We start from the raw sequence: 25648 nt of genomic DNA, 5'->3' as shown, positions 1-25648 counted from the left end.
ATCAGCTCACGGTGCTGGTCTGCGCGTCCTCGGTGAAGTCGATCCCCTGGCCGAGCGGGTGCGCTGAATGCGCGAAATCCACCCGGAGCCAGGCATTTCCGTTGTCGGGACAGTGGACGACACCCTGATGGATCTCGACGATCCCGACATCTGGGCCGCGCACATGGCCTTCTTCCGGGACGCCGTCCCGATCCCGTCGACGCGGTCTTCACTTCGGAGGTCTACGGCGCCGAACTGGGTCGGCGCTTCGGCGCCGGGTGCGGCTGCGAATACAGCGAACGCAAACTCGCCGCCCTCGGTCCCGGCGCGCACTGGCAGTCCGTCGAGTTCCGCTGGGGAATCACGGACCCGCTCCCGGAGAAGCGGTAGCGGGTCCGTGTCAGCCGGATCAGCCCGCCGAACCGGTCGACCAGGGGAATCCCGATGCCGATCCGGTGCCGCTACCCGAGGGCAGTTCGGCACCCGCCGAACCCGGCCGGTGGATGTGGACCGTGACCGGCTCGCTGCCGTCGGCCTCCACCGTGACGATGCGCGCCCCGGCCGCCGAGGTCACCCGGCCGCCGCTGATCCGGACCTCGTAGCCGTCCGGATAGGCCAGGTCGGAGACATAGATCTCGGTCGGTGCCGACGCGGCGCGTGGCCGGTAGCGGTAGGCGAAATCGCCGGTGGTGGAGTCGAACACCATCTTGTCGGGGGTGCCCGCGGTGGCCTGCGGGTAGGTGCGGACCAGTTGCTTGCCGAGTTCGCCGCGGAACGGGTCACCGTCGCCGGCGCTGTAATGCCAGTAGTGCCAGCCGACGAACCGCTCGTCCGCGCGGGACACGGTGTTGTGCAGCACCGTCGGGTCGCCGTCGCCGAATTCGGTGACCAGCGTGGGGATGTCGGTGCGGGCGGTGAAGGAATCGATGTTGGCCCAGGTCTTGTCCTGCTGCACCGGGCACACCGCGCGCAGTTCCTCGGGCAGATCGAGGTAGATGGCGAGCTGGCTGGGGATGCAGTAATCATGCGGGGAGAACACGATGTTCGGGCTGGTGATCGGCGGATTCTTGCCCAGATGGCTGGGCATGGTCTCGTTCCAGGTGACGTTCGGTTCCCAGAACACCGGCACCGCCGCGTTCCGCGCCCGCACCGCGTCGGTCAGGTATTGCAGGGCGCGTTGATATTTCGCGTCGAAGTCCGGGCAGCCGTTGGGGAAGCAGGTGAGAAACGGTGTGCCGGGCCATGGTTCGTTGAGCAGTTCGATGCCGAGCACGCTCGCGCGGCCGTTCATGCGCTCGGCCAGCGCGCCGAGCGCGGTGCCGAGATGGTCGAGCACGCCGTGGGTGTTGTTCCACACCTCGTCCCAGCCCGCGTTCATGCTCGGCATGAGGTAGTAGAGCGGGAAGCCCGGATTCGGCTCGCCGTCACCGGGACGTGCTCTGATCGCCCACTCGGGAAAACCGTTGCCGCCCCAGATGTTCGACAGTCCGTCCTGGTGGTTGTCGAGCAGGGTGTAGATGCCGTGCGCGGCGAGCGTGTCCACCACGGTCTCGACCCGATCCAGATATGCGGTGTCGACCACGCCTTCGGTCGGCATCAGGCCGTCGAAGGAGACGCCGAGCCGCACGGTGGTGAACCCGTGCCGCGCCAGGATCGCCGCCGAGGCGTCGGTGAGGGTCAGGCCGTCGCCGGGTTGTAGATATGGCGCGGACTTGTCCACGTTGTTCACTCCGTGCAGCAGCACGGTGCGTCCGTAGCCGTCGATCAGTTCGGCACCTTGGGCGCGTAGGGGAGTCAGCGCGACTCCCGGCTCCGCGGCGACCGGCGTGCTCCCGGTCATCCCCATCCCGGCGACCAGCGCCAGTGCCGCCATCCATCGCACGGCCCGGCCGCGCCTCGCTGTCTCGATCATCCGCGTCCCTCGACTCCGCAGATGGACATGTGTTCATTTGAACGCATGTCCAGTTCTGTTGGCGAGTGAACATAGCCGGAGACCTCGGGTGTGGTCAAGGACACATCGAGGAAAGTCTCTGCCGGAGCGGCGCTCTCAGGGCAGCGAGATCAGTTCGCCGATCGTCCGCAGCAGCGTGGTGAACCAGCGCGCGATCAGCCGCTCCAGCGAGGGCGCACTGCCGTCGGGATGCCGCAGCCGAAGGCCGAACACGGCATTGCCGAGCGTGGCACCGGTGAGAGTCTGGATCACGGTCCGATGGACGAACGACACCGCGATCCAGGCGAGTAGTCCGTACAGAATCGCCGTCCCGGGCCCAAACGGCCGCAGCGTCAGCCACACGCCCACCCCGACCAGGATGTGCAGCGTCCAGTCGACCAGCACGGCGGCGACAACGGCAGGCACTGGCTTGCTGCCGTCGGAACGACTGGCGGACAGGCTCTTCGGGCTGGGTGTCGGCTTGCCCTCGGCATCGACCTCGGGCCCGAGGCGCAGCGTGCCGTCGTCGCGTCGTGGATATCTCTTCGCCAGCGCCGCCGCCTCACGCCGCTCCGCCCCCGGATCGCTCATGCCCCCAGGCTATTCCACCGGCGGCCGACCGGCACCCGCTGCCTGCGTGGCGACGAACGCCGACCAGTTGAGCGGATGCATCGCCGGATCGCCCGTGCGCTGCCATCGCCGCAAGCGGTTCTGCCCCATGATCCGCACCGCGTCGGGAAACGCGTGGGTATCGGTCAGGTCGACGAGTTCGGCGGCGGCACTCCACATTCCGTCCGTATTGGGCAGCGGCCAGACACTGGACACGATCGACCCGACACCCGCCGCCAGCGCCGCGGTCGCCAGCCCGAGCGGTTCCAGTGCCCGGGTGGCGAAGCTGTCGCAGCCGATCATGATCAGCTCGTCGGCGACGGGGAACGCGGTGTGATCCTGGAACCACGCGGCGGCCGAGATCGTCCCGTCGGCCAGGACGAAGGCGGCTCGGCCGGGGGACATGCTGTCGGCGAGCGAGGCGTGACCGGCGAAGACGATCTTCTTCGGGGGACATTCGGTGAGCGCGTCCCTGATGTTCTGCCGACTGGATCGGGTCGGCTGGTGGGCCTTCAGCCGCGATTGTGCCCAGCGGGGGAGGTGGTCGCCGATGAACACCGCGCGGAGGTCGCCGGGGAGGGGGATGTCGCGGGGGTGACGGCCCAGCAGTCGCTCGCCACCCGGGTCCAGGATGAGCGCGCTGCCCTCGGCGTTCTCGCGGCCCGGACGGGCTCGGGTCATCAGCAGTGGTGACGGGCAATAGTTGAGGGCGCAATGGTCCTGGACGCGGCCGTCCGGGAGGGGAAGAAGGCCGAGGGGGAGCTGAGCCGTCAGCCAGGTCGGCTGCACGAAAAGGGTTGTCGGCTCACGTGACTCGGTCAGGAAAGCGCGGATGGTGTCGGGCAGCAGGGCCGCGGACACGCCCTCGGCGAGGACTTGTTCCTCGGCGGGCGAAACCGCCGATGCCGCTTTGATGATGGCGCGGTAGTCGGTGTCGTCGTCTCGGGTGGCCAGGGGCAGGACCTTGCGGTATGCCGTTATCGCCTCGGCGACAGCGGATTTCGGTGTGCACGATGCGTCGTGCACACCGGTACTCGTCACGACGGCGTGATAGAGACTGTCACCGTATTCCCATTGTGACCACCAGATCCAGCGCGCGCGTCCGGCTTCCGTGGCCAGCGTCGGTAGGCAGAAACCGGTGTCGCTGTGTTCACCGTGGCCGAGCGAGACCGAGATCGGCGGGCTCAGTGGGATGTGGTGGTGACGCGCGTCTTCGATGAGGGTCTGCCGCTCGTCGGAGCCACCCAGAAGATCAGCGATCTCATCGGCGACAGCGGAATCGACGGGATGGGGGAGGTGCTCGTCGGGGAGGGGTTCGGGGGTCTCGTGCTGGGCCGGTGTGCTCTGCGATGCTCCTTCGATGATCAGCTCGATTATCGCGGTTCGAGGTTGTTCGCTGGCAAAGCCCGCTTGTAATGCGATGTGCCGCAGGAATTCCACCTGCCCGAGCAGACCCGCGCGCCAGGTGGTCATGGCCTGCCGCGCCCACCAGGTCGCGTAGCCGGACAGGGCCGCGGTCGCGAGCCCGAACGCGTCACTCGGGTGCTTCTCGTGGATATCGTCGAGGAACTTGTTGATGGTCACGATCTTTCCGTCGCTGGTCTGATCGAGAGTCGCCGCTATCACCGCGTCGCGATATTCGTCGAAGCCGATCTCGCCGCAGCGGAACATCGCCTGTCCGAGATCGGCGCGGATCTCTGCCGCCAGCACGTAGTCCTTGCGGCGCAGGCAAAGATCGATCGCCGCGATCAATACCGTGGTCGCCGGGAGATACGCCCCGTCCGCCACCCAGCGCTGGCCGATCGCGGACAGGCAGCGTGCCAGGTCGCCCCACGCCCCCGCACGCCGGAATCCCTCGGTAGCGAGGATCAGATGGAATTGCGCGCTCTCCGGTGCGCTGACCTGGGTCATACGCGCGATCAGCAGATCGACCTCGGCGAGCCAGCGCGTCTTGTTCTCGGCCACGGCCTTGTCACGTAGTGCCCACAGTTCGGTGTCGGGGACATGCAGCTGCAGATGGCTGAGAATATCGATTCTGGCCCACCGGACAGCCAGCTCGCGAAAAGGCGAGGGATCCAGCTCGGCGATCGGGCCCAGACAACCGAGCGCTTGGTGATACAGGCCGATCTTGTGCAGTACGAAATAGCCGCACCACAGCAATTCGACCTTGATCTCCGGGTAGTTGTCGATATCGGGATCGGCGAGCGCCTTCGCGACGATGTCCACGCCTTCGCGCATCGCCGAGTCGGTATCCGCACGTGTCAGGCATTCCGCCTGTAGTGCCTGTGCCGCCAGCCGGTATTGCGCGTGCTGAGAGGCTTTGGCCACCTGGGCGCAGATCCTTGCCTCGGTGCCGAGGACGGAGAAGTCCCGGCCGATAAGCATCAGTGTGTGCATCACGCGGAGGACAAGCCAGTGGTGGCCTAATGACGACAGCAACTGCACCAGCGTGCGCAACTCCCGATAGGCGATGTCGCGATCGACGGCCGCCCCGGCGAAATCGGCGAAATCCCCGGCGATCTCGCCCGCCCGCTGGTAGTCGTGGTGTCGTAGGGCCCGGCGGATCTTCCGTGCGACCCGCACATGCGCACCGCGGCGCATCGGTAGTGGCACCGCGATCGGGCTCCCGTCGCAGTGCGGGGCGCTATAGCCGTACTCGGTGGCAAGCAGCTCGGCCAACACGCCCTGCCGAGGATACGTGCCAGTGAGGCCGGCCAGGTACCAGATGATCGCGGCGCGGGCCGGGGAAACCTCGACCGTGCTGTCGGACAGCAGGTGCGGCTGTCGGTAGTCCAGCACCAGCGCGACGATGTCGAGCAGAGCAGACAGCTGGGCGCACACGTCGATATCGGTGCACCGTCGCGCGGCGTCGACGAGTTGCCGGGCGAGCGCTTCGTCGTCGCGGTGGAAACCGTAGGCCGCTTCGAGCAGCAGGTGCGCGGCCATGTGCGCGTCGTCGTTGTACCGGTACAGATAGAACGCTGTGCCGACAAGCCAGTGCTGTGAGGACTCGGCCCCGAAGGCAGCGCGCAGTGCTGACATCTCGGCGAACCGCGTGGCGGGCGCGGTGGTGAAGGTGAACGGCGCTGGGCGTGCCCACCGCCACGATCCCGCGGATCTGTCGAAAAGCGGTTCGCCCGCGGCGATGGCCTCGGTGAACTTGCGCCCGGACCAGACCACCGACCACCGGCTCAGCCACAACACACCCCGGCGCACCACCGAGGTCATCGCGCCCCCTGTTCTCCCTCACCCTCGGCATCGATGCTCTCGGCCATCCGCCAGATCTCCTGCCCGCTCAACTCCGGAAACGCGATGCTGAGCAGCACAGCGGTGGCGAACCGGTCACGGGAGCCGGGGTCGAGGATCGTCGCGGACATGCGCAGAGCCTCCGACCGTGCCGCCGTGGTCGAGATCCGGTCGGCGAACTTGTCGGCGCGTTCGCTCGCCCCGCGCGACTGCCAGAACAGCAGGCCGCTGGCGGCTCCGGGCAGGAGCCCGGCCGCGACGGTGGCGAGGCCCTGCGGATCGCCGGGGTCGCCGGTGATCAGGCCGTACATGATGACGCCGATGGCGATGGCACCGCAGAGCAGACTCGCGATCGTGGTCATCCGCTGCTGCTGCTGGGCGCTGGCGTGGTTCTGGATGTCGAGGTCGGAGCGTTTGCGGGCGGCGGCCTCGAGCCAGTCGTGCTTCCACTCGGCGGGGCGCTGTTCGCTGTCGGCGCTGAGGACCGGCGCCTCGGTGTTCTCGCCGCCCTCGGCGATCACCTGGGTCAGGTGCTGGACGCGGGTGCGGGAGCGCCGGGCCTCGAGTAGCTGGAGTCCGGCGGCGTAGACGGCGCCCAGGACGGTCGAACCGGCGGCGAGCAGTTCGACGGACAGGATCTCACTCATTCGGGGTCCCTTCCGGACCTGTCACACGCCAGGTCCAGAAGGGAGATCCGCGGGATCGGTGGGGGCGTTACCCCGGGGCGGCGTTTCCGATTCGTACGGCGTGTTCGCCGGAACCGGCTGTCCGCCAGCGCATCCGGTCAGCGCAGGGCGGGGATCACCTCGCGTTCGAACAGTTCGATGCCGGAGGTGTCGTAGGCGGCTTCGGGGAAGTTGACGATGGTGTAGGCCAAGCCGAGATCCTTGACGGCGGTGAGGCGTTCGACGATCTGCTCCGGGGTGCCGGTGGCGGCGCTGGTGGCGAACTGCTCGCGGACGCGGGTTTCCGCGGCTTCGGCGCCGAGGAAGGGGGTGAGACGGTCGACGACGGCGGCGAGGCGGTCGGCGACCTCGGCCTCGGTGGAGCCGACGACGGCGTTGAAGTTGGAGCTGCGGGTGATGGCGGCGAAATCGGTGCCCACCTCGGCGCAGTGCTCGGCCAGGATCTCGGACTTGCGGGCGAACTCGGCCAGGTCGCCGCTGAAGTTGGTGTAGTCGGCGTACTTGGCGGCGATGCGCAGCGTCTTCTTCTCGCCGCCGCCGGCGACCCAGATCGGAATCCCGTTCTCCTGCAACGGTCGTGGGTGCACGATGGCGTCGTCGACCTGGTAGTACCTGCCGTCGAGGGTGGCGCGGCCGGTCTGCCAGGCCTGGCGGAAGATCTGCACGCCCTCGTCGAGCCGGCCGAGACGCTCACCGGCCGACGGGAAGCCGTAACCGTAAGCGCGCCATTCGTGTTCGTACCAGCCGCCGCCGATGCCCATCTCGACGCGGCCGCCGGAGATGAGGTCGACGGTGGCGGCGACCTTGGCGAGGTAGGCGGGGTTGCGGTAGCTCATGGCCGTACACATCTGGCCCAGCCGCACGCGCGAGGTGGTGGCCGCGAAGGCCGACATCAGCGTCCACGCCTCGTGGGTCGCCTCGTCGGTGGGGACCGGGGTGGTGTGGAAGTGATCGTAGACCCAGATCGACTCCCAGTCGGCGCCGCTGTCGAAGCGCTGGGCCAGCTCGCGCATCACCGCCCACTGGTCCGCCGGTTCGATACCGACCAGGTCGAGTCGCCAGCCCTGGGGGACGAAGATGCCGAAGCGCACAGGTTTCTCCTCGGAGTGAGTGACGGGAACCGCTGCCCCCACTGTCCCCACTGTCGCGGCAACGGGCAACGGTTGTGCGCGCGCCGCGCCGAATCCCGGACCGGCGGATATGGGCGGAAAACCGCTTGGCGCCAGGCGCGGGGGAATGCGCAGACACACTCTTCCTCTCGGGTGGCTTCGCCGAGGCGATGCGCACCCCACCCACCATCGATGCCTTGGATGTGCTGGCCGCGCTGGTGCCCCGTTTCGAGGGCCGGGTCTGGGTGATCTCGAAATGCGGTCCCCGCATCGAGCAGCGCACCCGGCAATGGCTCGACCACCACGATTTCGCCGCGCGCACGGGCATACCCCGTGCGCATCTGCGGTTCTGCCGCACGCGCGCAGGGAAGCTGCCGCACTGTATCGAGCTGGGCATCACGCACATGATCGACGACCGGCTCGATGTCCATCGCCACCTGCGTGGACACTTCCCGCACCTGTATCTGTTCGGCGCGCAGGCCGACCCGGCCCCGGACTGGGTGACCCACGCGCCGGACTGGCGGGCGGTGGAACGCGCCCTCGGCGCCGACCTTCCGGGGTGAGCGGGGCCACTGTGGCCAGTGGTACGACAGTGCCAAGGTGAAACGTCGGCGCATCGCATGTAGGCTACGAAGTGAAGGATGTCCGGCCGTGGGTCGGCAGCGACGACGAGGAGGTGGTGTTGCCATGCGCAGCGAACCCCCCAGTCGAAGGCCGCGCGGCGTCGCCCCTTCGTCCTCGTACTGATTCCCGGCTCGTTCGTGCCGGTCGTGCGTGATGGCCGTGGCGGTGGACGCCCGCGGTGTGTGCCACCGTTCCCCGATCCACACTCGTAGCATTCCCGCGGCGCTGTCGCCGGAGTGCGCGCCCACGCGCCAGAGGACTGTCCCATGTCGCAGACCGATCTCGTCGAAGTACGTCATGTAACCGTCGATTCCGTTGTGCCCGAAGCGGTTTCGGACCAGCAGAGCACCGAGGACCACTCGGTGACCGAGGCGCTGGCGATCCTGTCCGAATCGGTGCGCGACATCGTCGAGACCCACCGGGTCGCCGGGGTGATGGACTGGCTCGACAACCGTCCCCCGCACGTCATCGCCGACGCGCTGGCCCGCATGGACGCCATGCAGGCCGGTGTGGTGTTCCGGCTGCTGGACAAGGACCGCGCGATCACCGTGTTCGAGGAACTCGAGCCGGTCGACCAGCAGCAGATCCTGCAGGGCCTGCGCGAGAAGAGCTTCCGTGACCTGGTCGAGGCGATGGACCCCGACGACCGTGCCCGCATGCTGCGCGAGGCGCCGGCCAAGGTCGCCAAGAAGGTGCTGGCCGGGCTGAGCCCGCGCGAGCGCCGGATGACCGCCGCGCTGCTGGGCTACCCCGAGGGTTCGGTCGGGCTCTACATGACCCCCGAGGTCGTCGCCCTGCCCGACAACCTCACCGTGGCGCAGGCGCTGACCTGGGTGCGCGCCAAGGGCGGCAACGCCGAGACCGTGTACACGCTGCCGGTGGTCGACCGCGGCCGCAGGCTCACCGGCATCGTCGAACTGCGCGAACTGGTGCTGCACGCGCCCGACGCCATGGTCTCCGAGCTCGTCGTCACCGAACCCGCCTTCGTGCGCGCGACCGACTCCGCCGAGAAGGCCGCGCGTCTGATGAGCTCCACCAACGACATCAACCTGGTCGTCGTCGACAGCGAGGACCGGGTGGTCGGGCTGCTCACCATCGACGACGCGATGGAGGTGCTCGAGGCCGCCGACAGCGAGGACGTCGCCAAGCAGGCCGGTTCGGCGCCCTGGGAGGGCCACTACATGGCCGCCGGGGTGTTCCAGCTGGCGCGCTACCGGGCGTTGTGGCTGATGCTGCTGCTGTTCGCGGCCACGCTCACCGTCAGCGTCACCGATGTGTTCGCCGCGACGCTCGAGCAGGCGGCCAGCCTGGCGCTGTTCATCCCGCTGCTGATCGGCGCGGGCGGCAACGCGGGCGCGCAGGCGGCCACGGCGTGTGTGCGCGCGCTCGCGGTCGGCGAGGTGCGCGGCTCGGACCTGTTCAAGGTGATCTGGCGGGAATGCCGGGTGGGCCTGGTGCTGGGCGGGATGCTCGCCGCGGCCGGTCTGCTCATCGGCACGCTGTTCGTCGGGCCGAAGATCGCGGTGGTCGTGGCGATCACACTGGTGATCATCTGCGGCTGGGCGGCGACCATCGGTGGCACGATGCCGTTGCTGGCCAAGCGGATCCGCATCGACCCCGCGGTGGTGTCGGCGCCGATGGTGACCACCCTGGTCGACGCGACCGGGCTGATCATCTACTTCACCACCGCCAAGCTGGTGCTGGGGATCTGACTCGGCGCTCGGGGAACTCAGCGCTCGGGGAACAGGGTGAGGGCCCTGGCCATGACGTCCCTGGCGACGTCGTCGGTCTTGGCCACCACCTCGACCACCGGGATCCGTCTGCCGAACGCGGTGGATTCCGGGGGCAGTTCCGGGCCGACGGCGGCGGTGTAGATCGGGATGGAGCTGTCGTAGACCGAGACCGACCGGTGCACGGTGCGGCCGTCGATGTGCTCCTCGGTGCTGTTGGCGGCCAGGTACTCGGGCACGCGGTACTCGTAGCCGACCGTGATCTTCTCGCCGCGGTAGCCGAACAGGCACTGGGTCAGGCGCTGCTCGGGATCGGGCACGGTGTCGGCCAGTTTGGTCCGGACGGTGCACGGGTCGGCGCCGAGCAGCACCGTGGGCACCGTGTCGGGGGAGGTGCCCTGCGGGGGCGACTCGCGCCAGCGGTCGATCATCCCGGGCATGAGCTGGTCGGCCACGGTGCACGGGTTGGTGCCTGGCGGGGTGGACAGGCCGAGATAGAACGACGCGCCCGCCGGGAAGTGGGCCGTCGCGCCACAGGCGCGGGGTTCGCCGGCGTCGCGGTCGGGGACCACGCGCACCTGCACGTCGCCGATCTGGGAGAGCACGCCCTTGGCGGCGGGCGGCAGGCCGGGCAGCAGGGTCGCGTGCCAGGTGAGGGTGGTGCCGTCGCCGGAGGTGTCGCTGCCGATGATCGCCCGGCACGAATCCAGGCCGACGGTGACGCTCTTCACCTCCCCGAGTTCGGCGAGTTCGTCGCGCGGCAACACCGCGCACACATCGACCTGACGCGTCGCCTGCGCCACCTCGTCGCGCTGGGCCGCGTCCTGCGGCACGTGCGACCAGAACTCCGGCGGCTGGGCCGGGATGACAGGAGACGGTGGCGGCGGCAGCGTGCCGTAGTCGGGCGCCTCGCCCGCGTCGTCACCACACGCGGCGCAGACGAGCAACGCGGTAGCGGCCAACACCATCCTGCGATACATCGGCACCCCTGTCCTCGACAGACTCCGGCCCGGACTCGCGCCCGACCACCGAGTCTGCCCGGGTGGGCAACCTGTGCGCAAACGATCGGGTCCGGTCGTTCCCAGAACGTTGTCAGCGTGGATCGGCTCAGTTCAGCGTCGCGAGGGTCTCGCGCATGACCTGTTCGGCGACGGCGGGATCGGCGGTCACGGTGACGACCGGGACGCGGGGGCCGAGCAGCTTGTCGCTGGTTCCGGGGGTGAGGGCCGGGCCGACCGCGGCGGTCAGCGACATGATCGACGAGACGGCCGAGTCGAAGCGGTAGACCTGCCGGGAACCCACGGTGAAGGCCGGGACCTCGTCGAGCAGCGAGTGCTCCTGGCGGTAGTCGAAACTGACGATCGCCTCCTTGCCGTCGACCGTCATCGCGCACTGCACGATCCCCTGGTGGTCCACCGGCACGTGGGTACCGATCAACGGCGCGGCCGCGCACGGGTCGGCACCGCTGAGCACCGTGCGGTCGGAGTCGGGGGAACTGCCCTGCGCGGGGTCCTCACGCCAGGTCACCAGTGCGATCCGCAGCAGCGACTCGGCCGTCGCGCACGCGTCCTGCGGCGCGCGCACGCTCAGCATCAGGGAAGCTCCCGACACGAACAGGGCGTACGCGTCGCAGCTGCTGCGCAGGGTCGGGTCGGTGGCGGGTTCCTCGGCATACAGCGCCCGGACGTCGCCGAGTGCCCGTTCGGTCAGCGGCCGGTCGCCCATGTCGTACTTGCCGGAGAAATCGGCGTTGGTGGTCCAAGTGACGTCGATCCCGCCCGGCCGTCCGTCGACGGCCATGTTCGCCCGGCACTGCTGCGGACTCACATTCTCGACCTCGGTCACCGCCCCGAACTCACCGAGCGACTCCCGTGGCAGCAGCGCACACACATCGATCGCCCGCACCTTGCGCAGCACCTCCAGCCGCTGCTCATCGGAATTCGGTGCGGCCGACCAGAATCCACCGGTCGGCATCGAGTCGGCGGCCCCGGAACTCTGACAGGCAGCGGCCAGAACCGCGCCGGCGGCGAGTAACGCCACCCGTCGCGCCGTCGACCCGCCCCTGGCCGAACCGTCGTTCTTCCCGCCGCTCATCGAGCGGGCCGCAATCGTGATGAGCTGTCGCACAGTGGTTCTCCTGGTCAGGCGGCGGGGAAGAGGGGGAGGACATGCCGCATCACTTCGGTGGCGACATCGGCGTTGTCAGCGAAGACATTCACCACCGGCACTACGGGGCCGCCGAACCCGGAGGATCCCGGAGGCTGGTCCGGACCCACCACGGCGGTGAGGCTGGTGTCGAGAATGTGGACGGTGCGGCCGTCGACGGTCTGCTCGTCCTTGCTCAACAGCGTGCGTTCCCGATGCTCGTAGCTGACGACGACGTCTACGCCGCGATAGCCGAATCCGCAGGACTTGATGGTCGGTGTGCCGAGCGGGATGGCGCCGTCCAGCCGAGCGCGTACCGCGCAGGGGTCGGCGCCGTGCAGGACGGTACGTTTCGTGTCCGGTGACGTGCCCTGTGGCGGCATGCTCATCCATCGGCGCATCGCATTGCCCGCGAGCACCTCGAGGCGTGCGCACGCGTCGGTGCCATCGGGCGTGGTCGTCTGGAGATAGATGGCTGCACCGGCGGGGAACTTCGCGGTGGCATGGCAGGTCCGCGGGGTCCCGCTGTGGTCGGCGTCTTCTGGTAGTACCGAAAGGTCGGCTGCGCCGAGCTCGATCACGGTAGTCCCCGCCCGGGGCGGGGCGTCGGCGAAGACAACCATCGACGCCCACGAGAGTTCGTCCGTGCCGCCGTCGGGTGTCGCGAATTCCACCCGGCACGAATCGGTTTGATCGTTGTCGACGGTGCGCACTGTGCCGAGAGAAGCGAGTTCGGCGCGCGGAATCAGCGCGCAGACGTCGATGAGGCGTGACCTGGTCGCTACATCGGCGCGCTGTTCGTCGGTCTGTGGGACTGTCCGCCAATAGGTGCCTTCGATCGGCGGCAATGGAGTCGCCGTGGTCGGCACCGTGACCGGTACGGAAGCCGTCGCGCAACCGGTCAGCGCCGTGCCGACGAGGAGTGCCGTAAGGAGCTGTTGCACAGTGGTTCTCCTGGTCAGGCGGCGGGGAAGAGTTCGGCGGTGGCGGTGAGGACTTCGCGCAGGACGGCGGGGTCGCGGCCGGTCAGTTTGACGACCGGAACGCGCGGCCCCAGGGACGACGGCGGGCTGTCCGATGCCAGGGGTGCGCCGAGAATCGCCCCGTACCAGTAGTTTTCGGTGATGCTGCGCAGGTCGTAGCCGCGGTGTCCGTTGACTTCCAGCAGCGATTCGCCCTGGGTCAGGATGCCCTGCTGCTCGTAGGAGTACTGCAGGTCGACGGTGGTGCCCCGATACTCGAAGACACACCCGAACAGGAATTGCTTGTCCACCGGTGTGCTGACGCCCAGTCGCGACGTGACCGCACACGGATCGGCACCGGTCAGAGGGGTGACGGGATTGTCCGGGGAGGTGCCGGCGGCGGGCTGGGCGCGGAGCCGGTCGAGCGCGCCGGGCAGTACCCGGTCGACCAGGGCGCACGGTTTGTCCGCCACCGGTGTGGATATCTGCAGGCTGACACCGACCGTGGCCGGATACAGCGCCAGCCCGGTACACGGGTGGGTCAGGACGTCCGGGTCCGGTGGGGTATCTCGCTGGGCGACGACCGAGGCGTCACCGAGGCGGCTCTCGACGCTGTCGGGGAGCGGTTCCAACGGCTCGGCGGAGAGGAAGATCGACCAATTCAGGCTCGTCTTCTTTCCGAAATCCGTCGAATCGAGTTCCGCTGCACAGGAATCGGTGGACCGCGCGGCCACGGACAGGACCGTGCCGTGCTCCTCGAGAACCGACCGCGGAATCAGCGCGCACGGATCGATGGCGCGGGCGGCCGCCAGAATCGCCAGCCGCTGCTCGTCGGTGCTCGGCGCGGTGTCCCACGCGATCGGCGCGACGGTGGCGGGCTCCGGGTCATCGCACCCCGCGATGCCCGTCAGCAAGACCGCCGCGGCGACCACACCGGCCAGTCGACGAAGCATGATGTTCCCCCCTCGGGCTCGTTCGCCCAGCGGAACGGGCGCACGAGCCGCAGTTTGCCGGGTGCCTTCGGAGAATGCAAAGCGCGGCGGTGGGTGGTCGTGTTCACAGTGCGCGCGGGTCCGGTCGACATCGGGGACCGATCACGGCGATGCGATGACGACCCGGCGGCGCGCGTACCGCACAATAGGGGCCGCGTGTGTGGTGCGCGGGTCCGGCCGGTGACGGCGGATTTCGCGGGCCGCAACACAAGCTGTTGTGTTCCGCGAGGTTGTCACCCACTACGAGTAGTGTTCAGGGTGAAGGTCCTCGCACATGACGGCGGTGTGAGGTCACAGGTCTGGCGGAAAGGTGCGGAGGCGGAATGAAGCTCATCGATCGGGTACATGCCATCAACTGGAATCGGGTGCCCGATGAGAAGGACGCCGAGGTCTGGGATCGTCTGACCGGCAACTTCTGGCTGCCGGAGAAGGTGCCGGTGTCCAACGACATCCCCTCCTGGAACACCCTGACCCCCGACGAGAAGCAGCTCACGATGCGGGTCTTCACCGGCCTGACGCTGCTGGACACCATCCAGGGCACCGTGGGCGCGGTCTCGCTCATCCCCGACGCGCTGACCCCGCACGAGGAGGCGGTGTACACCAATATCGCCTTCATGGAGTCGGTGCACGCCAAGAGCTACAGCTCCATCTTCTCCACCCTGTGCTCCACCAAGGAGATCGACGAGGCGTTCCGCTGGTCGGAGGAGAACCGCAACCTGCAGCGCAAGGCCGAGATCGTCCTGTCGTACTACAACGGTGACGACCCGCTCAAGCGGAAGGTGGCCTCCACGCTGCTGGAGAGCTTCCTGTTCTACTCCGGCTTCTACCTGCCGATGCACTGGTCCTCGCGGGCCAAGCTCACCAACACCGCCGACATGATCCGCCTGATCATCCGTGACGAGGCGGTGCACGGCTACTACATCGGCTACAAGTACCAGAAGGGCCTCGAGCTGGTCTCCCAGGCCGAGCGCGACGAGCTCAAGAACTACACCTTCGAGCTGCTCTTCGAGCTCTACGACAACGAGGTCGACTACACCCAGGACCTCTACGACGAGGTCGGCCTCACCGAGGACGTCAAGAAGTTCCTGCGCTACAACGCCAACAAGGCGCTGATGAACCTCGGCTACGAGGGCCTGTTCCCGAAGGACGAGTGCGAGGTGAACCCGGCGATCCTGTCGGCCCTGTCGCCCAATGCCGACGAGAACCACGACTTCTTCTCCGGCTCGGGTTCCAGCTATGTCATCGGCAAGGCGGTCAACACCGAGGACGAGGACTGGGAGTTCTGAGCGCGTAGCACCACGACGAACGCCGTCACATCGCTCCCGGTGTGACGGCGTTTTGTGTCTGGGCAGGGCCCGTGCGGCGGTTTACTGTGAGATAGCGGTTTCCGTGTGGCTGACGGGAGTGGACGATGAACGGTCTGGTCGTAGCGCTGGTCGGCGCGTTGCTGTGCTTCTACGGGATCCGCTCGGTGCACCTCGGGGTGATCGCCGTCGGCTTCGGGCTCGGCTGGATGATCGCCGATCTGTTCAACGCCTCGTTCGCCTGGCTGTTGCTGATCGGGTTGATCGGCGCGGTGTCGTCGTGGGTGGTGACCTCGCTGGTCTTCCGGTTCGCCTCCTACTTCATCGGCGGGCTCACCGGCGCCATGGTCGGCGCGAAGCTGGCGACCGTGCTGCAACCCGGGGACACCCGCAATGTCGCGATGAGCCTGATCGTGATCCTGGCGATCGCCGTCGCCGGTGCGTTCCTGGCCGAGAAGTTCCGGGCGCGGGCGCTGCTGTGGCTCACCTCGATCGGTGGCGCGAGCATGGTGCTCAGCGGCGTCGGCCGGATGAGCGATTCGCTGGAGTTCCTGCGCCACCCGGAGAACGGCTGGCAGCAGATCGGTTCGACCCTGGCCTGGATCGCGCTGTCGGCGGCGGGCTGGATCACCCAGCGGCACCTGTTCGCCGAGAAGCTGGGCATCGAGCACCTGGTCGGCGACGACGAGCGCGAGGACCCCTCGCGCCGCAACGGCGGCTGGCCCAACGGCTGACGGCGGCGACCCCTCGCCGCCGCCGTCTCACCGCAGCGCCGCCAGCCCGCGCCGGTCGATCTTCCCGGTCGGGGTGCGGGGCAGGTCGTCGACGAAGATCACCTCGCGCGGGGCCTTGAACCGGGCCAGATGGGTCTTCACGTAGTCGCGCACCGCCGCGGCGTCGAGATCGGTGGCCACGACGAAGGCCGCCAGCCGCTGCCCGAACTCCTCGTCGGGGATGCCGATCACCGCGGCCTCGGTGACGGCCGGGTGCCGGTGGAGCAGGTCCTCCACCTCGCCGGGGAAGACGTTCTCGCCGCCGGAGACGATCATGTCGTCGTCGCGGCCGTCGATGAACAGCCTTCCGGCGGAGTCGAAATGGCCGAGATCGCCGGTGCTCATCAGGCCCTCGCGCACCTGTTTGGACCCGCCGCCGGAGTAGCCGTGGAAGGCGATGCTGTTGCCGACGTGGACCGTGCCGACCACGCCGGGTTCGCTGATCCGGGTGCCGTCCTCGGCGTAGAGGGCGACGGTGATGCCGATCGGCGCCTTGCCGACCGTGCCCGGCGCGGCGGCCCAGTCCGCGGGAGTCGCGATGGTGGCGGTGCCGGTCTCGGTGCAGCCGTAGAAGTTGTAGAGGACCGGGCCGAACGTCTCGATCGCCCGGGTGCCCAGCGCCGAGGGCAGGGCGGCGCCCGCCGTGAACACGATGCGCAGGGCGGTGGTGTCGGCGGCGGCCAGGGCTTCGGGTCCCAGATCGAGGATGCGGCGCAGCATGGTGGGCACGAGCACGACCATGTCGGCGTGCTGCTCGGCCAGCTGGGCCAGTGCGCGGGCCGCGTCGAATCTGCCGTGCAGGACGACGGTCGACCCGAGATTCAGGGCGAGGATGAACTGGGACAGTGCGGTGCCGTGGAACAGGGGAGCGCACAGCAGGACCGTCTGACCGCGGCGCAATGGCACCCGGTCGACGAATTGCGCACCCGCCAAGGGAGATTCGACGTGACGCGGTGCGCCCTTCGGCGTTCCGGTGGTGCCGCCGGTCAGCAGGACGAAGCCGCCCTGTTCGGCGGGATCGGCGAGTCGTGCTGTGGTGCCGGATCGTTCGGCGGAGGAGGCGTCGCAGTCGAGCACGGTGACCCCGTCGGGAACCTCGGCCGCGTGGATGGAGAGGCTCGGGTCGAGGACGAGCGCGTCCACCTGCTCGCGGACCAGTACCTCACGCAACTGTGCCGCGCCGAAGCCGGTGTTGAGCAGCACCAGCCGGCAGCCGAGTTTGGCCGCGGCGGCCATGGTTTCGACCAGGCGCAGACCGTCGGGAGCCAGCACGCCGAGGGTGTCCCCGGCGCGCAGGCCGTCGGCGTGCCACCGCGCGGCGAGGGCGTCGGTGCGCTGGTCGAGCCGGCGATAGCTGAGCCGGGTGTCGCCGTCGACGAGTGCGATCCGGTGCGGGACCCTTCGTGCCGAAGTGCGGATGCCGCCGGCGATCGGGCCCAGTGTGCGCATCGTGCGTGCGGTGCGCAGGGTCTGTGCCGGGCGACGCAGGTCGATCAGCCCGGCGCGCTGCATGACGGTGAGCTGACGCGCGGCGGTGCGCGCCGCGCGGAGCCGATGTGCCGCGCTCATCGCGAAGTACCCTGGGGCGCAGGGGAGGAGCCGGTCAGCATACCCGCGGCCCCGGGTCCGCTCCGGCGGTCACCGCGAGCAGCCAGGCCACCGTGCCCAGCTCGGGCACGATCTCGGCGCTGATGTGCTCCGACATCGGCACCCGGAACATCCGCAGGTTCACCCCGCGCGCGCAGTAGCCCGCCACGATGTCGTCGATCGCCAGTTCGGCGGGCAGCAGCTGGTCGGTGGTGGAATGCCACATGAGCAGCGGGATGTCCGGGGTGTTCTCCGGGCGGCCGAAACTCGCCGCCGCCAGACCCGGCCGGGCCGCCGCGAGGGCCGCCTCGGGGTCGGTGAGATAGTCGGTGACCGGGCGCAGGAACGCGGTGGCGACGGTGGTGTAGAGGCAGCGTTCGCGCAGGTCGGCGGCGACCTGCTTGCCCTCCGGTGTCAGATACCGCTGGAGTGCGCGGTCGAAGTCCGGGTATTCGCGGGCCAGGCCGAGAATCGCCAGCCAGCCGGTGAAATTGGCCTGCGGCTGCTGCCCGGAGATGGCGAACGGCGCGATCGCCACCTTGTCACCGGGGATGCCGCCCTGCGCGCTGCCCCGGATCTCGAGCTCGGGCGCGTAGTGCTGTCGCTGTTCGGCCGCCGACGCCGAGGAATTGCCACCACCGGAATAGCCCCACAGGCCCACCGGCGACGCCTCCAGCCCGAGCCCGGCCCGCTTGGCCGCGCGGATGCCGTCGAGCACCATCCGGCCCTCGCTCGGCGACATGATGGTGTTGTCCTTGCCGTCGAAATCGGTGACCACCACCGCCGCACCGGCCGCGAGGAACTGGCCGATCAGCGCGACCTCCTTCTGGATGCCCGCGCGCAGCGTGTACGACGGATTGCACTGCTGGCCGAGGCTGTCGATCGCCTCCTGGTACGAGATCAGCGGGCGCGCACCGGGACCCAGCCACGGGATGCCCGGCATGAGCACGGTGGTGGCGGTGGCGATCGGGGTGCCGTGGGTGTCGGTGCTGCGCAGCAGGAGCTGGGTGGTGTGCACCGGGACCGGGATGCCGAGCGCGTAGGTCTGCACGATGCGGCTGCGGATCACGTCACCGGCGGCGTAGGCGGCGAAGTCGTCGGGGTCGGCGTACCAGGGGTCGTGCTGGGGCGTGGGGATCGGGACGACGGCGGGATACACCTGCGCCTCGTCGGGCAGCGGTGGGAGCTGGAAGTCCTCGGCCGCGGCGGGCGCGGCCAGCATCACGACGGTCGCCAGCAGGGGGAGGGTGCGCGCGAACCGGCGCGCTCCGGTGGTGGCCGTGCTGCGCTGCATGGCGTCTCCTTCGGTAGGTGATCCCGATTACAGCACGGTGTCTTGTTGAGAACAAGAGTCCTTGTTCTTTTTGGGTGATCGGTAGGCTGAGCTGCGTGACGTCCACCGACAAGAGCCCCGTCCGCCCCCGGCGCATCCAGGGATTGGACGCCGAGCAGCGGCGCGCACGCCGTCGCGAGCAGATCCTGGCGGCCGCCTTCGAACTGATCGCCGCCGATGGCTATGTCAACACCGCGATCGAGCAGATCTGCCAGACCGCCTTCGTCGGCAACAAGGCGTTCTACGAGCTGTTCGAGAGCAAGGAAGCCTGCTATCTGGCCCTGCTCCAGCAGCAGAGCGAACGCGCTCAGGGCATGGTCGCCGCCGCGCTGGCCGAGGTCACCGGGGATCGCGACGCCGTGGTGGCCGCCGTCATCGGCGCCTTCGCCCACTCCCTCGTCGACGATCCCCGCGTCGCCAAGGTGACCTTCGGCGAAGCCAGCGGCATCTCCGCCAAGGTCGAACAGCAACGTCGCACCAACCGCCGCTGGGCCGCCCAATTCCTCGAATCCCTCTGGCGCACGCAAGGATTCGTTCCCCCCGGCGACATCCCCCACCTCTACCCCATAGCCGTCTCCACCATCGGCGGCCTCTTCGACACCGTCGCCGACTGGCTCCACACCGACGCGGGCGTCGCGGGCGACATCGACACCCTCATCCGAGATCTGACAGTGTTCGCCGACATCGTCAACCGGGGTCTGTCCGCCGCCTACCCGCCGTCCTGAACGACTGGTGTCAAGGCGCCGGTGTCAGCCACCCGGGACCGGCGAGCAGTGCTGCCGCCCGCGCGCGAACGAGAGATATTTGCTCCCCCCCCCCCCTCGAAGATCGAGGGTCTGGTGGAGTGCTGGAGGTGGTGCTTGCGATAGCGCAGGGTAGGGGTGTCGATGACGATGCCAGGGGCGAGAGCTGAGGCGGACATCACGAGGGCGGTGTCCTCCATGCCGCGCAGGGCTGCCCAGCCGCCCGCGGTGAGCAGGAGGTCGCGGCGCCACAGGATGCCGGCGGGGTGGACCGGGAGGCGGTAGGTGTCCGGGGTGGTGATCCAGGCGTCGAGCAGGGCGCCGCGCTCGAGGAGGCCGGGGGTGGGGTCGTGGGGGAAGGGGCGTAGTTCGCCGGAGCCGAGGAGGTCACGGGCGGGGCCGACGGCGAATCCGGCGGTGGGTTCGGAGGCGAGCGCGGCCGACAGGTCGGCGAGCGCGGTCGGCTCCAATTCGTCGTCGGCGTCGAGATTCTGGATCAGCGGGGCGGTGATCCGGCCGAGCGCGACATTGCGGGTGATCCCCGGGCCTTCTCTGGTGCCGTTGAACGCCAGGCGCAGGCGAGGGTCGTCGGTCGCGCCGCAGCCGATGAGCGCGGCGGGGATCTCCGGGGTGCGAGGGCCGTCGACCTGGACGAACCACGACCAGTCGGTGTGGGTCTGCGCGCACAGCGACCGCCACGCGGCGGGTAGGTAGCGGGCGTACCCGGCGTGTACCGCCGTGAGCACCGCGATCTCCACGAACCGACACTCTGCCATGTCGACTCACGCGGAACCCTGTGGTAGGTAGTGACATTGATCATTCGGGTGTGGCGGCAGGCAGGGGACGTTCATGGATCACGCGCTGATCGAGTCGACGTTGAGCGGGCTGGTCGCCGCGAATTCGCGTGTGCTGGAACGCGATTGTGAGCAGATCGCGCTGCAATACCTGGCGCAGCAGGTGGAGCCGCAGTTCGATGTGGACTCGGCGGATTTCGACAGTGATCCGCATCTGATCTGCGCCGATCGGTACTGGAATCATCGGTTCCGGGCCGAGCCGACCCTGCAGACCGCCGTGTTGTGCGCGGGCTGGATGGCCGAGCATGTGGCGGCGGCGGTGCACGAGCCGATCCGGGAGAAGTGGGCGCTGGGGTACGCGTTCATCACGCGCGATTCGGTGGAGTCCGCCGGGGAGATCGCCGACGCCACCGGGGACATCGTCGCCGCCGACGACAGTGGTTGCAACAAGGCGTATTTCGCGACGCTGTATCACGCCGGGAAGTTGCGGGCCGACTTCTATTTCGATGAACTCGCGCAGTTCCTCGACGCCTCACCGTTGGCCATGGCGGCCGGGCCGCATCGGGAATCGGTGCTGTTCACCGCCCTGCGAGCCTTCGCCGCCTTCGGTAGTCGGCGCGCCACCGGGGAATACGCGCGGGAGCTGTTCGATCGGGTGTGGAGCGATACCGACCGGACCTACGCCGCCGTGGATGTCGCGCTGAACGGGCTCGCCTACAGCGTGGAGTTCGACGGCAGGAACGAACTGCTGCGGGATCGCGCGGGGGAGGCGGTCACGGCCTATCCCGGCAGTCACATCCTGCACTTCCGGCTGGCGACCGGGCAGTGGTGGTGTGGTGAGCACGACGCGGCGCTGGTGAGCATCGATACGGCGGTGCGGTTGCTGCCCGCCATCGGTGGCCGGGTGAGTCATGAGCTGCTGCAGGAGCAGTATCGCGCGCGGCGGGAGGCCATCGAGGTGGCGCGGGTCAATGCCCGGCAGGCGGCGGCGGCGCGGGAGAGTGCCGAACGGACCGAGGCCGAGATCGCGAAACTGGCCGAGACCGTGCGGGGTTCGGTGGTGAAGGTGATCGAGGGGGTGTCGATTTTCGCGGCGATCATCGCCTTCGCTGTCGGCTCGCTCAATATCAGCCTGAACGGGTCGCTCTCACTGGGTGATCGGTTGTGGATTCTCGCGGCGTTCGGTGGGGGATTGCTGTTGTTCGCGTTGCTGGTGGTGGGTGGGACGTGGACGATCGTGCATCGGTTGTCGCGGCGGTCGCAGTGAGCGGGGTCAGTGGGGTGTGAAGCCGATGAGCTGCCATTTGTGAGTTTGGGTGGAACAGAAGACGAGGGTGGTGCCCGGGGCGGAGACGAGGCCGGCCGGATCGCAACCTGTGAGCGGTGCCGGGGTCGTCTCGTTGAGTTCTGGGCGTTGCCAGGTCTTCAGTCCGTAGGCGATCGAGATCAGTTCGTCGTCGAGGAGTAGGTGCTGGTAGCTCAGCGGGGACAGGCTGTCGAGAGTCAAGGGCAGGGTGCGTGAGCGGGTGAAGTCGGCGCGGTCCGAGGCGGTGGTTTCGTCGAACCTGGTGCTGGTCAGGACTGTGGTCCGGTCGGCGACGAGAACGTCGACCGGAGTGGTGATCTCGGCCGTGACGAGGTGAGCGGGGCTGACGAAGTGGAGGTGGCGCAGGTCGGTTGTGCGGTAGTTCCAGTCGAGGGAGACGACGTCGTCGACGACGGAAATCGTCGGTGGGCGGTTCGGTTCCGGGGTCGGGAAGGCGCGTTCGGTGGTGATCGCCCCGGTCGCCGCGTCGAGAGTGCGCACGGTGGTCGCTGGGCCGATCGTGTCGCGGCAGACCATCACCTGGTACACGGCGAGTGAGGTGACCGCGATCTGCGACTTGTCCGATCTGCACCGGTCGGGAATCGGTGGGGCGGACCACATGCGGTTGCCTGTGCGAGCGTCGTAGCGGCGGAAGTCGCCGTCCTCGGCGCGCGCGAGCACGGTGTGCTTCTCGTCGCCGCGGAGCGTACTGGGTCCGGATTCGCTATCCGAAGTGAAATCCGAGTCGGTCCAGAGTATTTCGCCGGTGGTGGCGTCGAAGGCGATCCATCCCAGTCGGTTCCAGTAGGTGACCACGGTGTTCTCCGCAGTAATTGAGAACAGGGACTCGATATCGAGGTGGACGCCCCGTTTCGTCGCGGTGGGGCGCTGGTAGTGCCAGCGTGGTGCTCCGGTGGTGCCGTCGTGGGCGGTGATGCCGGTGGGAGTGGCGACCAGGAAACCGTGGCCACCGGCTACCACAGTGGTGTTTCGCGGCAGCATCAGCCGGAATCGTTCCTGGCCCAATTGATTCGGTGACGGAGGGGCGGGGGCGTCGGCGACTGTGCGGTGATCGAAGAACCGGCTGTCGTCACCCGCCCACACGGCGGCACCCGTGGCGGCCACACAGGCGAGGACACCGATCGCGGCCATGATCGCGCCGGTGCGCTTCGGGAGAGCGCCGTAGAGGGGCGGTGAGATCGCCGCGCCGAGGACGAGCAGCGTTCCCACCACCACGAGCGCCCAGGCGGCGACCGACATCGGCAGCTTCGGGAAGGCCGCGTAGTGCTCGAAGGTCGTCTCGACAGTGGACGGGATGTGCAGCCGCCAGACGGCGAGGAATCCGATGACCACGATCACGTGCATCGCCGCGCTCGGCACATTCCCGATTCCCTTGGCCTGCAATGTCCGTGCCCAGCGCAGGGCACTCGCCAGCACGAGCAGGGAGGCGATGCCGAGCCCTACCGCGAGCAGGCCGAGATCGGTGGAGAGATCGGTGACGACGTCTGCCGAGACGTCGACGCGGCTGTCGGCGGCGATGAACAGGCTGTAGAGCCCGAGCAGTACACCGCCGACGAGCAGGATGACGCCGAGGACCGCCGCGGCCGACACCGGTCGCGAATAGTCCGGGCGCCGTGGCAAAGACGTGCTGCTGTCGGTCATCGACCCTCCCCCATGAAGCTGCGGACCCGAGGATAGCGGGCCTCGCGGACTCGGGTCAGGCGAGGACCACCACCGCGCACGCCGCGAGGAAGACGCCCTGGAGGGCGGTGCGGGCGGGGAGCGGCATGGTGGTGATGCCCAGGTCGGCACGGGCGGCTCGGATATTGGCGGGGAACATCACCAGCAGCAGGACGAACAGGCAGGCGGCGGCGAGCTGGGCCGTGGCGGGGATGAGCAGGCCGATCGCGCCTGCCAGTTCGAGGAATCCGGTGAGGGTGACCAGTGCGGGGGCATTGGGCAGGCGGGGCGGGACCATCGCGATCAGGGCGTCCCGGCGAGGCTGCTGGAAGTGGGCGCCCGCGGTGAGGGCGAACATGGCCGCCAGGCCGAGGGCGATGGCGTGTGGCCAGGAATCGAGCCAGGTCAGCGCGGTGATCCAGCCGAGCAGGCGGGCCAGCAGGGTGACGGTGGTGAGGACGACGAAGGGGGCCATGTAGAGCTCCTGAAGCGGGCGAGGCGGTGTCAATCTTGACACTGGAAAGATTGACACCATCGCGGGAACTTGTCAATGGCAAGTTCGTCGGTCAGGATCTAGGGATGGCCAAGGACGGGTATCACCACGGGGATCTGCGGGCGGCGCTGCTCGACTCGGCGGCCGAGCAGATCGCGGCGGAAGGCGTGGAGGCGGTGTCGCTGCGGGCACTGGCCCGGCGGGCGGGGGTCTCACACGCGGCGCCCGCGCACCATTTCGGGGACCGCGCGGGACTGTTCACCGCGCTGGCCATCGAGGGATTCGACCTGCTGGCAACGGAATTGGCGGCGGCGGGGGAGGACATGCGCGAGGTGGCAGTGGCCTACATCCGGTTCGCGCTCGCCCAGCCGGGGCGCTTCGACGTGATGTACCGGCGCGAGGTGCTACGAGCCGACGATCCCGACCTGCTCGCCGCCCGCGAGCGGTCCGGTGCGGCACTGCGGTCGGGGATCGCCGGGATGCGGGCTGGGCAGGCGCCCGACCGCCAGCGCTCCACCCGGCTCGCGGCCTGGTCGCTGGTGCACGGGTTCGCGACGCTGTGGCGGGAGGGGGCCCTCGAAGGGTCGGAGCTGGCGTCCTCGGCCGATCCCGAACAGCTGGCGCGGGCGATGCTGGCGACGGTGCAGTTCGACTGAGCAGCCCGATGACGGGCTATCGGGGCGGACGACCGCCGCTGGGCGGCTCTCCGCCTTGGCCGCCCGGGGGCTGACCGCCCATCCCGCCCGGGGGCTGACCGCCGGGAGAGGACTGGGTGTTCTGGGACTTGTCGGCCACACCGATCGTGAGCGATACCGCCATGCCGGTGGCAGGTGTCCCGCTGACGGTGGCGAGCTCGGCGTCCCACCCGTCACCGAAGACATTGTCCGAGGCCAACGTCACCCCGGACATGTTGCTGGTGCTGGCGGCATAGCCGGAGTCGGCGGCGAAGACGGTCTCGCAGGCGTCCTGGGGGAGGGCGATCTGGGAGGTGAGGCGGGCATTGTCACCGGCGACGGCCGTGGCCAGCGAGTCGTAGACCTCGAAGTGGATGTGCGGCCAGCGGCCGGTGTAGCAGGCGGGGAAGATCGAGGTGAACTCGACGGTGCCGTTGCCGTCGGCGACCTGGACACCGCGCAGGTAGTTCTGCTCGGTGACGCCCTCGCTGTAGAGCGAGTACCGGCCCTCGCGGTCGCAGTGCCAGACGTAGACGGCCATGCCCGCGCCCGCCGCGCTCGTCGTCAGGTCGACGAGGTGCAGCGTGAGAGTCATCGGAACACCCTGTGCGGTCCCGGAATACGCGCCGAAGCTGCCGGTGATATCGGAGCGGACCACACCCGATTCGACGAGCACATTGGGTCCGTTGGAGCCGTCGCCGGGATACGGTCCGGCCGTCTCGCCCGGTGCGGCGGCGGGCAGGGTGGCCGGGGTGGACGTGGCGGTGGTGCTGCCGGAATCGCTCGCGCAGGCCGCCGCCGCGGCCGCAACGCCGGCGAGGCCGAGCGCGCTCAGCATCCGTCTGCGTGACATCACCCGCAGGTCGTGGCCCAATCCGAGGTCGTGCTCGTGCATCGCGTCTCCTCCGCTTCTCCGGTGTCGAGGACGACGGTAGGAGCGGGGTCTGCG

General features: G+C 68.8%; 23 protein-coding genes. 7 read left to right on the top strand and 16 right to left on the bottom strand.

The features are described 5' to 3' along the window. Position 1 precedes the first annotated feature (1 nt). From ACFC06_RS10215 to ACFC06_RS10190, 6 genes are all read right to left on the bottom strand, one after another. Positions 2-163, bottom strand: a complete 162-nt coding sequence (locus tag ACFC06_RS10215; protein ID WP_375929446.1) for a hypothetical protein — start codon at positions 161-163, stop codon at positions 2-4. Between the two features lie 225 nt (positions 164-388). After that, complete coding sequence (locus tag ACFC06_RS10210; RefSeq protein ID WP_375929445.1) at positions 389-1891, bottom strand: cellulase family glycosylhydrolase; 1503 nt, start codon at positions 1889-1891, stop codon at positions 389-391. A gap of 135 nt (positions 1892-2026) precedes the next feature. Further along, entirely contained in the window at positions 2027-2500 is a 474-nt protein-coding gene (locus ACFC06_RS10205; RefSeq protein WP_375929444.1) for an RDD family protein, read from the bottom strand. Positions 2501-2509: 9 nt separating this feature from the next. Next, complete coding sequence (locus ACFC06_RS10200; protein ID WP_375929443.1) at positions 2510-5746, bottom strand: CHAT domain-containing protein; 3237 nt, start codon at positions 5744-5746, stop codon at positions 2510-2512. Further along, a complete protein-coding gene (locus ACFC06_RS10195) occupies positions 5743-6411 on the bottom strand; it encodes a hypothetical protein (protein ID WP_375929442.1) in 669 nt (222 codons plus the stop codon). Before ACFC06_RS10195 ends, ACFC06_RS10200 begins: the two co-directional genes overlap by 4 nt. Positions 6412-6548: 137 nt before the next feature. Further along, positions 6549-7541 carry an LLM class F420-dependent oxidoreductase gene (locus ACFC06_RS10190; RefSeq protein ID WP_375929441.1) on the bottom strand — a complete coding sequence of 331 codons (993 nt, stop codon included), beginning with the start codon at positions 7539-7541 and terminating at the stop codon, positions 6549-6551. Positions 7542-7729: 188 nt separating this feature from the next. Here ACFC06_RS10190 and ACFC06_RS10185 point away from each other — a divergent pair, with 188 nt between their 5' ends. Together ACFC06_RS10185 and mgtE are read left to right on the top strand one after the other, a co-directional pair. Beyond that, on the top strand, positions 7730-8122 hold the full coding sequence (locus tag ACFC06_RS10185) for a hypothetical protein (RefSeq protein ID WP_375929440.1): 393 nt from the start codon (positions 7730-7732) through the stop codon (positions 8120-8122). A gap of 378 nt (positions 8123-8500) precedes the next feature. Continuing rightward, entirely contained in the window at positions 8501-9895 is a 1395-nt protein-coding gene (gene mgtE / locus ACFC06_RS10180) for a magnesium transporter (protein ID WP_375929439.1), read from the top strand. 17 nt (positions 9896-9912) lie between these two features. Here mgtE and ACFC06_RS10175 read toward each other — a convergent pair whose 3' ends face one another. The 4 genes from ACFC06_RS10175 to ACFC06_RS10160 form a co-directional block, all read right to left on the bottom strand. Beyond that, positions 9913-10881, bottom strand: coding sequence for a peptidase (locus ACFC06_RS10175; protein WP_375929438.1), 969 nt, complete (start codon positions 10879-10881; stop codon positions 9913-9915). Positions 10882-11020: 139 nt separating this feature from the next. Beyond that, positions 11021-12040 (bottom strand): hypothetical protein, encoded by a 1020-nt coding sequence (locus tag ACFC06_RS10170; RefSeq protein WP_375929437.1) that lies wholly within the window; start codon positions 12038-12040, stop codon positions 11021-11023. 14 nt (positions 12041-12054) lie between these two features. Next, positions 12055-12771, bottom strand: coding sequence for a hypothetical protein (locus ACFC06_RS10165; RefSeq protein WP_375929436.1), 717 nt, complete (start codon positions 12769-12771; stop codon positions 12055-12057). Positions 12772-13016: 245 nt separating this feature from the next. After that, entirely contained in the window at positions 13017-13973 is a 957-nt protein-coding gene (locus ACFC06_RS10160; protein WP_375929435.1) for a hypothetical protein, read from the bottom strand. Between the two features lie 362 nt (positions 13974-14335). Here ACFC06_RS10160 and nrdF point away from each other — a divergent pair, with 362 nt between their 5' ends. Next, entirely contained in the window at positions 14336-15298 is a 963-nt protein-coding gene (gene nrdF, locus ACFC06_RS10155) for a class 1b ribonucleoside-diphosphate reductase subunit beta (protein WP_336081199.1), read from the top strand. Between the two features lie 125 nt (positions 15299-15423). Further along, on the top strand, positions 15424-16050 hold the full coding sequence (locus ACFC06_RS10150) for a DUF4203 domain-containing protein (RefSeq protein WP_375929434.1): 627 nt from the start codon (positions 15424-15426) through the stop codon (positions 16048-16050). Positions 16051-16077: 27 nt separating this feature from the next. On the opposite strand, the gene ACFC06_RS10145 is transcribed toward ACFC06_RS10150, so the two are convergent. Both ACFC06_RS10145 and ACFC06_RS10140 read right to left on the bottom strand, forming a co-directional pair. Beyond that, a complete protein-coding gene (locus ACFC06_RS10145; RefSeq protein WP_375929433.1) occupies positions 16078-17658 on the bottom strand; it encodes an AMP-binding protein in 1581 nt (526 codons plus the stop codon). A 34-nt stretch (positions 17659-17692) separates the two neighbouring features. Next, on the bottom strand, positions 17693-18970 hold the full coding sequence (locus ACFC06_RS10140; protein WP_375929432.1) for a lipase family protein: 1278 nt from the start codon (positions 18968-18970) through the stop codon (positions 17693-17695). Between the two features lie 95 nt (positions 18971-19065). Between ACFC06_RS10140 and ACFC06_RS10135 the strand changes: the two genes are divergently transcribed. Then, entirely contained in the window at positions 19066-19734 is a 669-nt protein-coding gene (locus tag ACFC06_RS10135) for a TetR/AcrR family transcriptional regulator (RefSeq protein WP_375929431.1), read from the top strand. Here the strand turns inward: ACFC06_RS10135 and ACFC06_RS10130 are convergent. Further along, positions 19719-20528, bottom strand: coding sequence for a glycosyltransferase family A protein (locus ACFC06_RS10130; protein ID WP_375929430.1), 810 nt, complete (start codon positions 20526-20528; stop codon positions 19719-19721). The genes ACFC06_RS10135 and ACFC06_RS10130 overlap by 16 nt on opposite strands. A gap of 73 nt (positions 20529-20601) precedes the next feature. On the opposite strand from ACFC06_RS10130, the gene ACFC06_RS10125 reads away from it, so the two are divergent. Continuing rightward, entirely contained in the window at positions 20602-21813 is a 1212-nt protein-coding gene (locus tag ACFC06_RS10125) for a hypothetical protein (protein WP_375929429.1), read from the top strand. A gap of 6 nt (positions 21814-21819) precedes the next feature. Here ACFC06_RS10125 and ACFC06_RS10120 read toward each other — a convergent pair whose 3' ends face one another. Both ACFC06_RS10120 and ACFC06_RS10115 read right to left on the bottom strand, forming a co-directional pair. Then, complete coding sequence (locus tag ACFC06_RS10120) at positions 21820-23514, bottom strand: PQQ-binding-like beta-propeller repeat protein (RefSeq protein ID WP_375929428.1); 1695 nt, start codon at positions 23512-23514, stop codon at positions 21820-21822. A gap of 55 nt (positions 23515-23569) precedes the next feature. After that, positions 23570-24007 carry a hypothetical protein gene (locus ACFC06_RS10115; RefSeq protein ID WP_375929427.1) on the bottom strand — a complete coding sequence of 146 codons (438 nt, stop codon included), beginning with the start codon at positions 24005-24007 and terminating at the stop codon, positions 23570-23572. 104 nt (positions 24008-24111) lie between these two features. On the opposite strand from ACFC06_RS10115, the gene ACFC06_RS10110 reads away from it, so the two are divergent. Further along, positions 24112-24681 carry a TetR/AcrR family transcriptional regulator gene (locus ACFC06_RS10110; RefSeq protein ID WP_375929426.1) on the top strand — a complete coding sequence of 190 codons (570 nt, stop codon included), beginning with the start codon at positions 24112-24114 and terminating at the stop codon, positions 24679-24681. A 16-nt stretch (positions 24682-24697) separates the two neighbouring features. Here ACFC06_RS10110 and ACFC06_RS10105 read toward each other — a convergent pair whose 3' ends face one another. Then, on the bottom strand, positions 24698-25594 hold the full coding sequence (locus ACFC06_RS10105; protein ID WP_375929425.1) for a dioxygenase: 897 nt from the start codon (positions 25592-25594) through the stop codon (positions 24698-24700). Positions 25595-25648 lie beyond the last annotated feature (54 nt).

It is taken from the genome of Nocardia sp. NPDC056064 (assembly GCF_042266925.1).
Lineage (GTDB): Bacteria > Actinomycetota > Actinomycetes > Mycobacteriales > Mycobacteriaceae > Nocardia.
This window is presented reverse-complemented; position numbering and strand designations above follow the sequence as displayed.

Bases quoted from the DNA above. Each gene is read 5' to 3' on its own strand.
- ACFC06_RS10115 (WP_375929427.1), bottom strand. From the start codon at position 24,007: ATGGCCCCCTTCGTCGTCCTCACCACCGTCACCCTGCTGGCCCGCCTG.
- ACFC06_RS10150 (WP_375929434.1), top strand. From the start codon at position 15,424: ATGAACGGTCTGGTCGTAGCGCTGGTCGGCGCGTTGCTGTGCTTCTAC.
- ACFC06_RS10175 (WP_375929438.1), bottom strand. From the start codon at position 10,881: ATGGTGTTGGCCGCTACCGCGTTGCTCGTCTGCGCCGCGTGTGGTGAC.
- ACFC06_RS10185 (WP_375929440.1), top strand. From the start codon at position 7,730: ATGCGCACCCCACCCACCATCGATGCCTTGGATGTGCTGGCCGCGCTG.
- ACFC06_RS10160 (WP_375929435.1), bottom strand. From the start codon at position 13,973: ATGCTTCGTCGACTGGCCGGTGTGGTCGCCGCGGCGGTCTTGCTGACG.
- ACFC06_RS10130 (WP_375929430.1), bottom strand. From the start codon at position 20,528: ATGGCAGAGTGTCGGTTCGTGGAGATCGCGGTGCTCACGGCGGTACAC.
- ACFC06_RS10145 (WP_375929433.1), bottom strand. From the start codon at position 17,658: ATGAGCGCGGCACATCGGCTCCGCGCGGCGCGCACCGCCGCGCGTCAG.
- ACFC06_RS10205 (WP_375929444.1), bottom strand. From the start codon at position 2,500: ATGAGCGATCCGGGGGCGGAGCGGCGTGAGGCGGCGGCGCTGGCGAAG.
- ACFC06_RS10105 (WP_375929425.1), bottom strand. From the start codon at position 25,594: ATGCACGAGCACGACCTCGGATTGGGCCACGACCTGCGGGTGATGTCA.
- ACFC06_RS10140 (WP_375929432.1), bottom strand. From the start codon at position 18,970: ATGCAGCGCAGCACGGCCACCACCGGAGCGCGCCGGTTCGCGCGCACC.
- ACFC06_RS10120 (WP_375929428.1), bottom strand. From the start codon at position 23,514: ATGACCGACAGCAGCACGTCTTTGCCACGGCGCCCGGACTATTCGCGA.
- ACFC06_RS10110 (WP_375929426.1), top strand. From the start codon at position 24,112: ATGGCCAAGGACGGGTATCACCACGGGGATCTGCGGGCGGCGCTGCTC.
- ACFC06_RS10195 (WP_375929442.1), bottom strand. From the start codon at position 6,411: ATGAGTGAGATCCTGTCCGTCGAACTGCTCGCCGCCGGTTCGACCGTC.
- ACFC06_RS10200 (WP_375929443.1), bottom strand. From the start codon at position 5,746: ATGACCTCGGTGGTGCGCCGGGGTGTGTTGTGGCTGAGCCGGTGGTCG.
- ACFC06_RS10125 (WP_375929429.1), top strand. From the start codon at position 20,602: ATGGATCACGCGCTGATCGAGTCGACGTTGAGCGGGCTGGTCGCCGCG.
- nrdF (WP_336081199.1), top strand. From the start codon at position 14,336: ATGAAGCTCATCGATCGGGTACATGCCATCAACTGGAATCGGGTGCCC.
- ACFC06_RS10210 (WP_375929445.1), bottom strand. From the start codon at position 1,891: ATGATCGAGACAGCGAGGCGCGGCCGGGCCGTGCGATGGATGGCGGCA.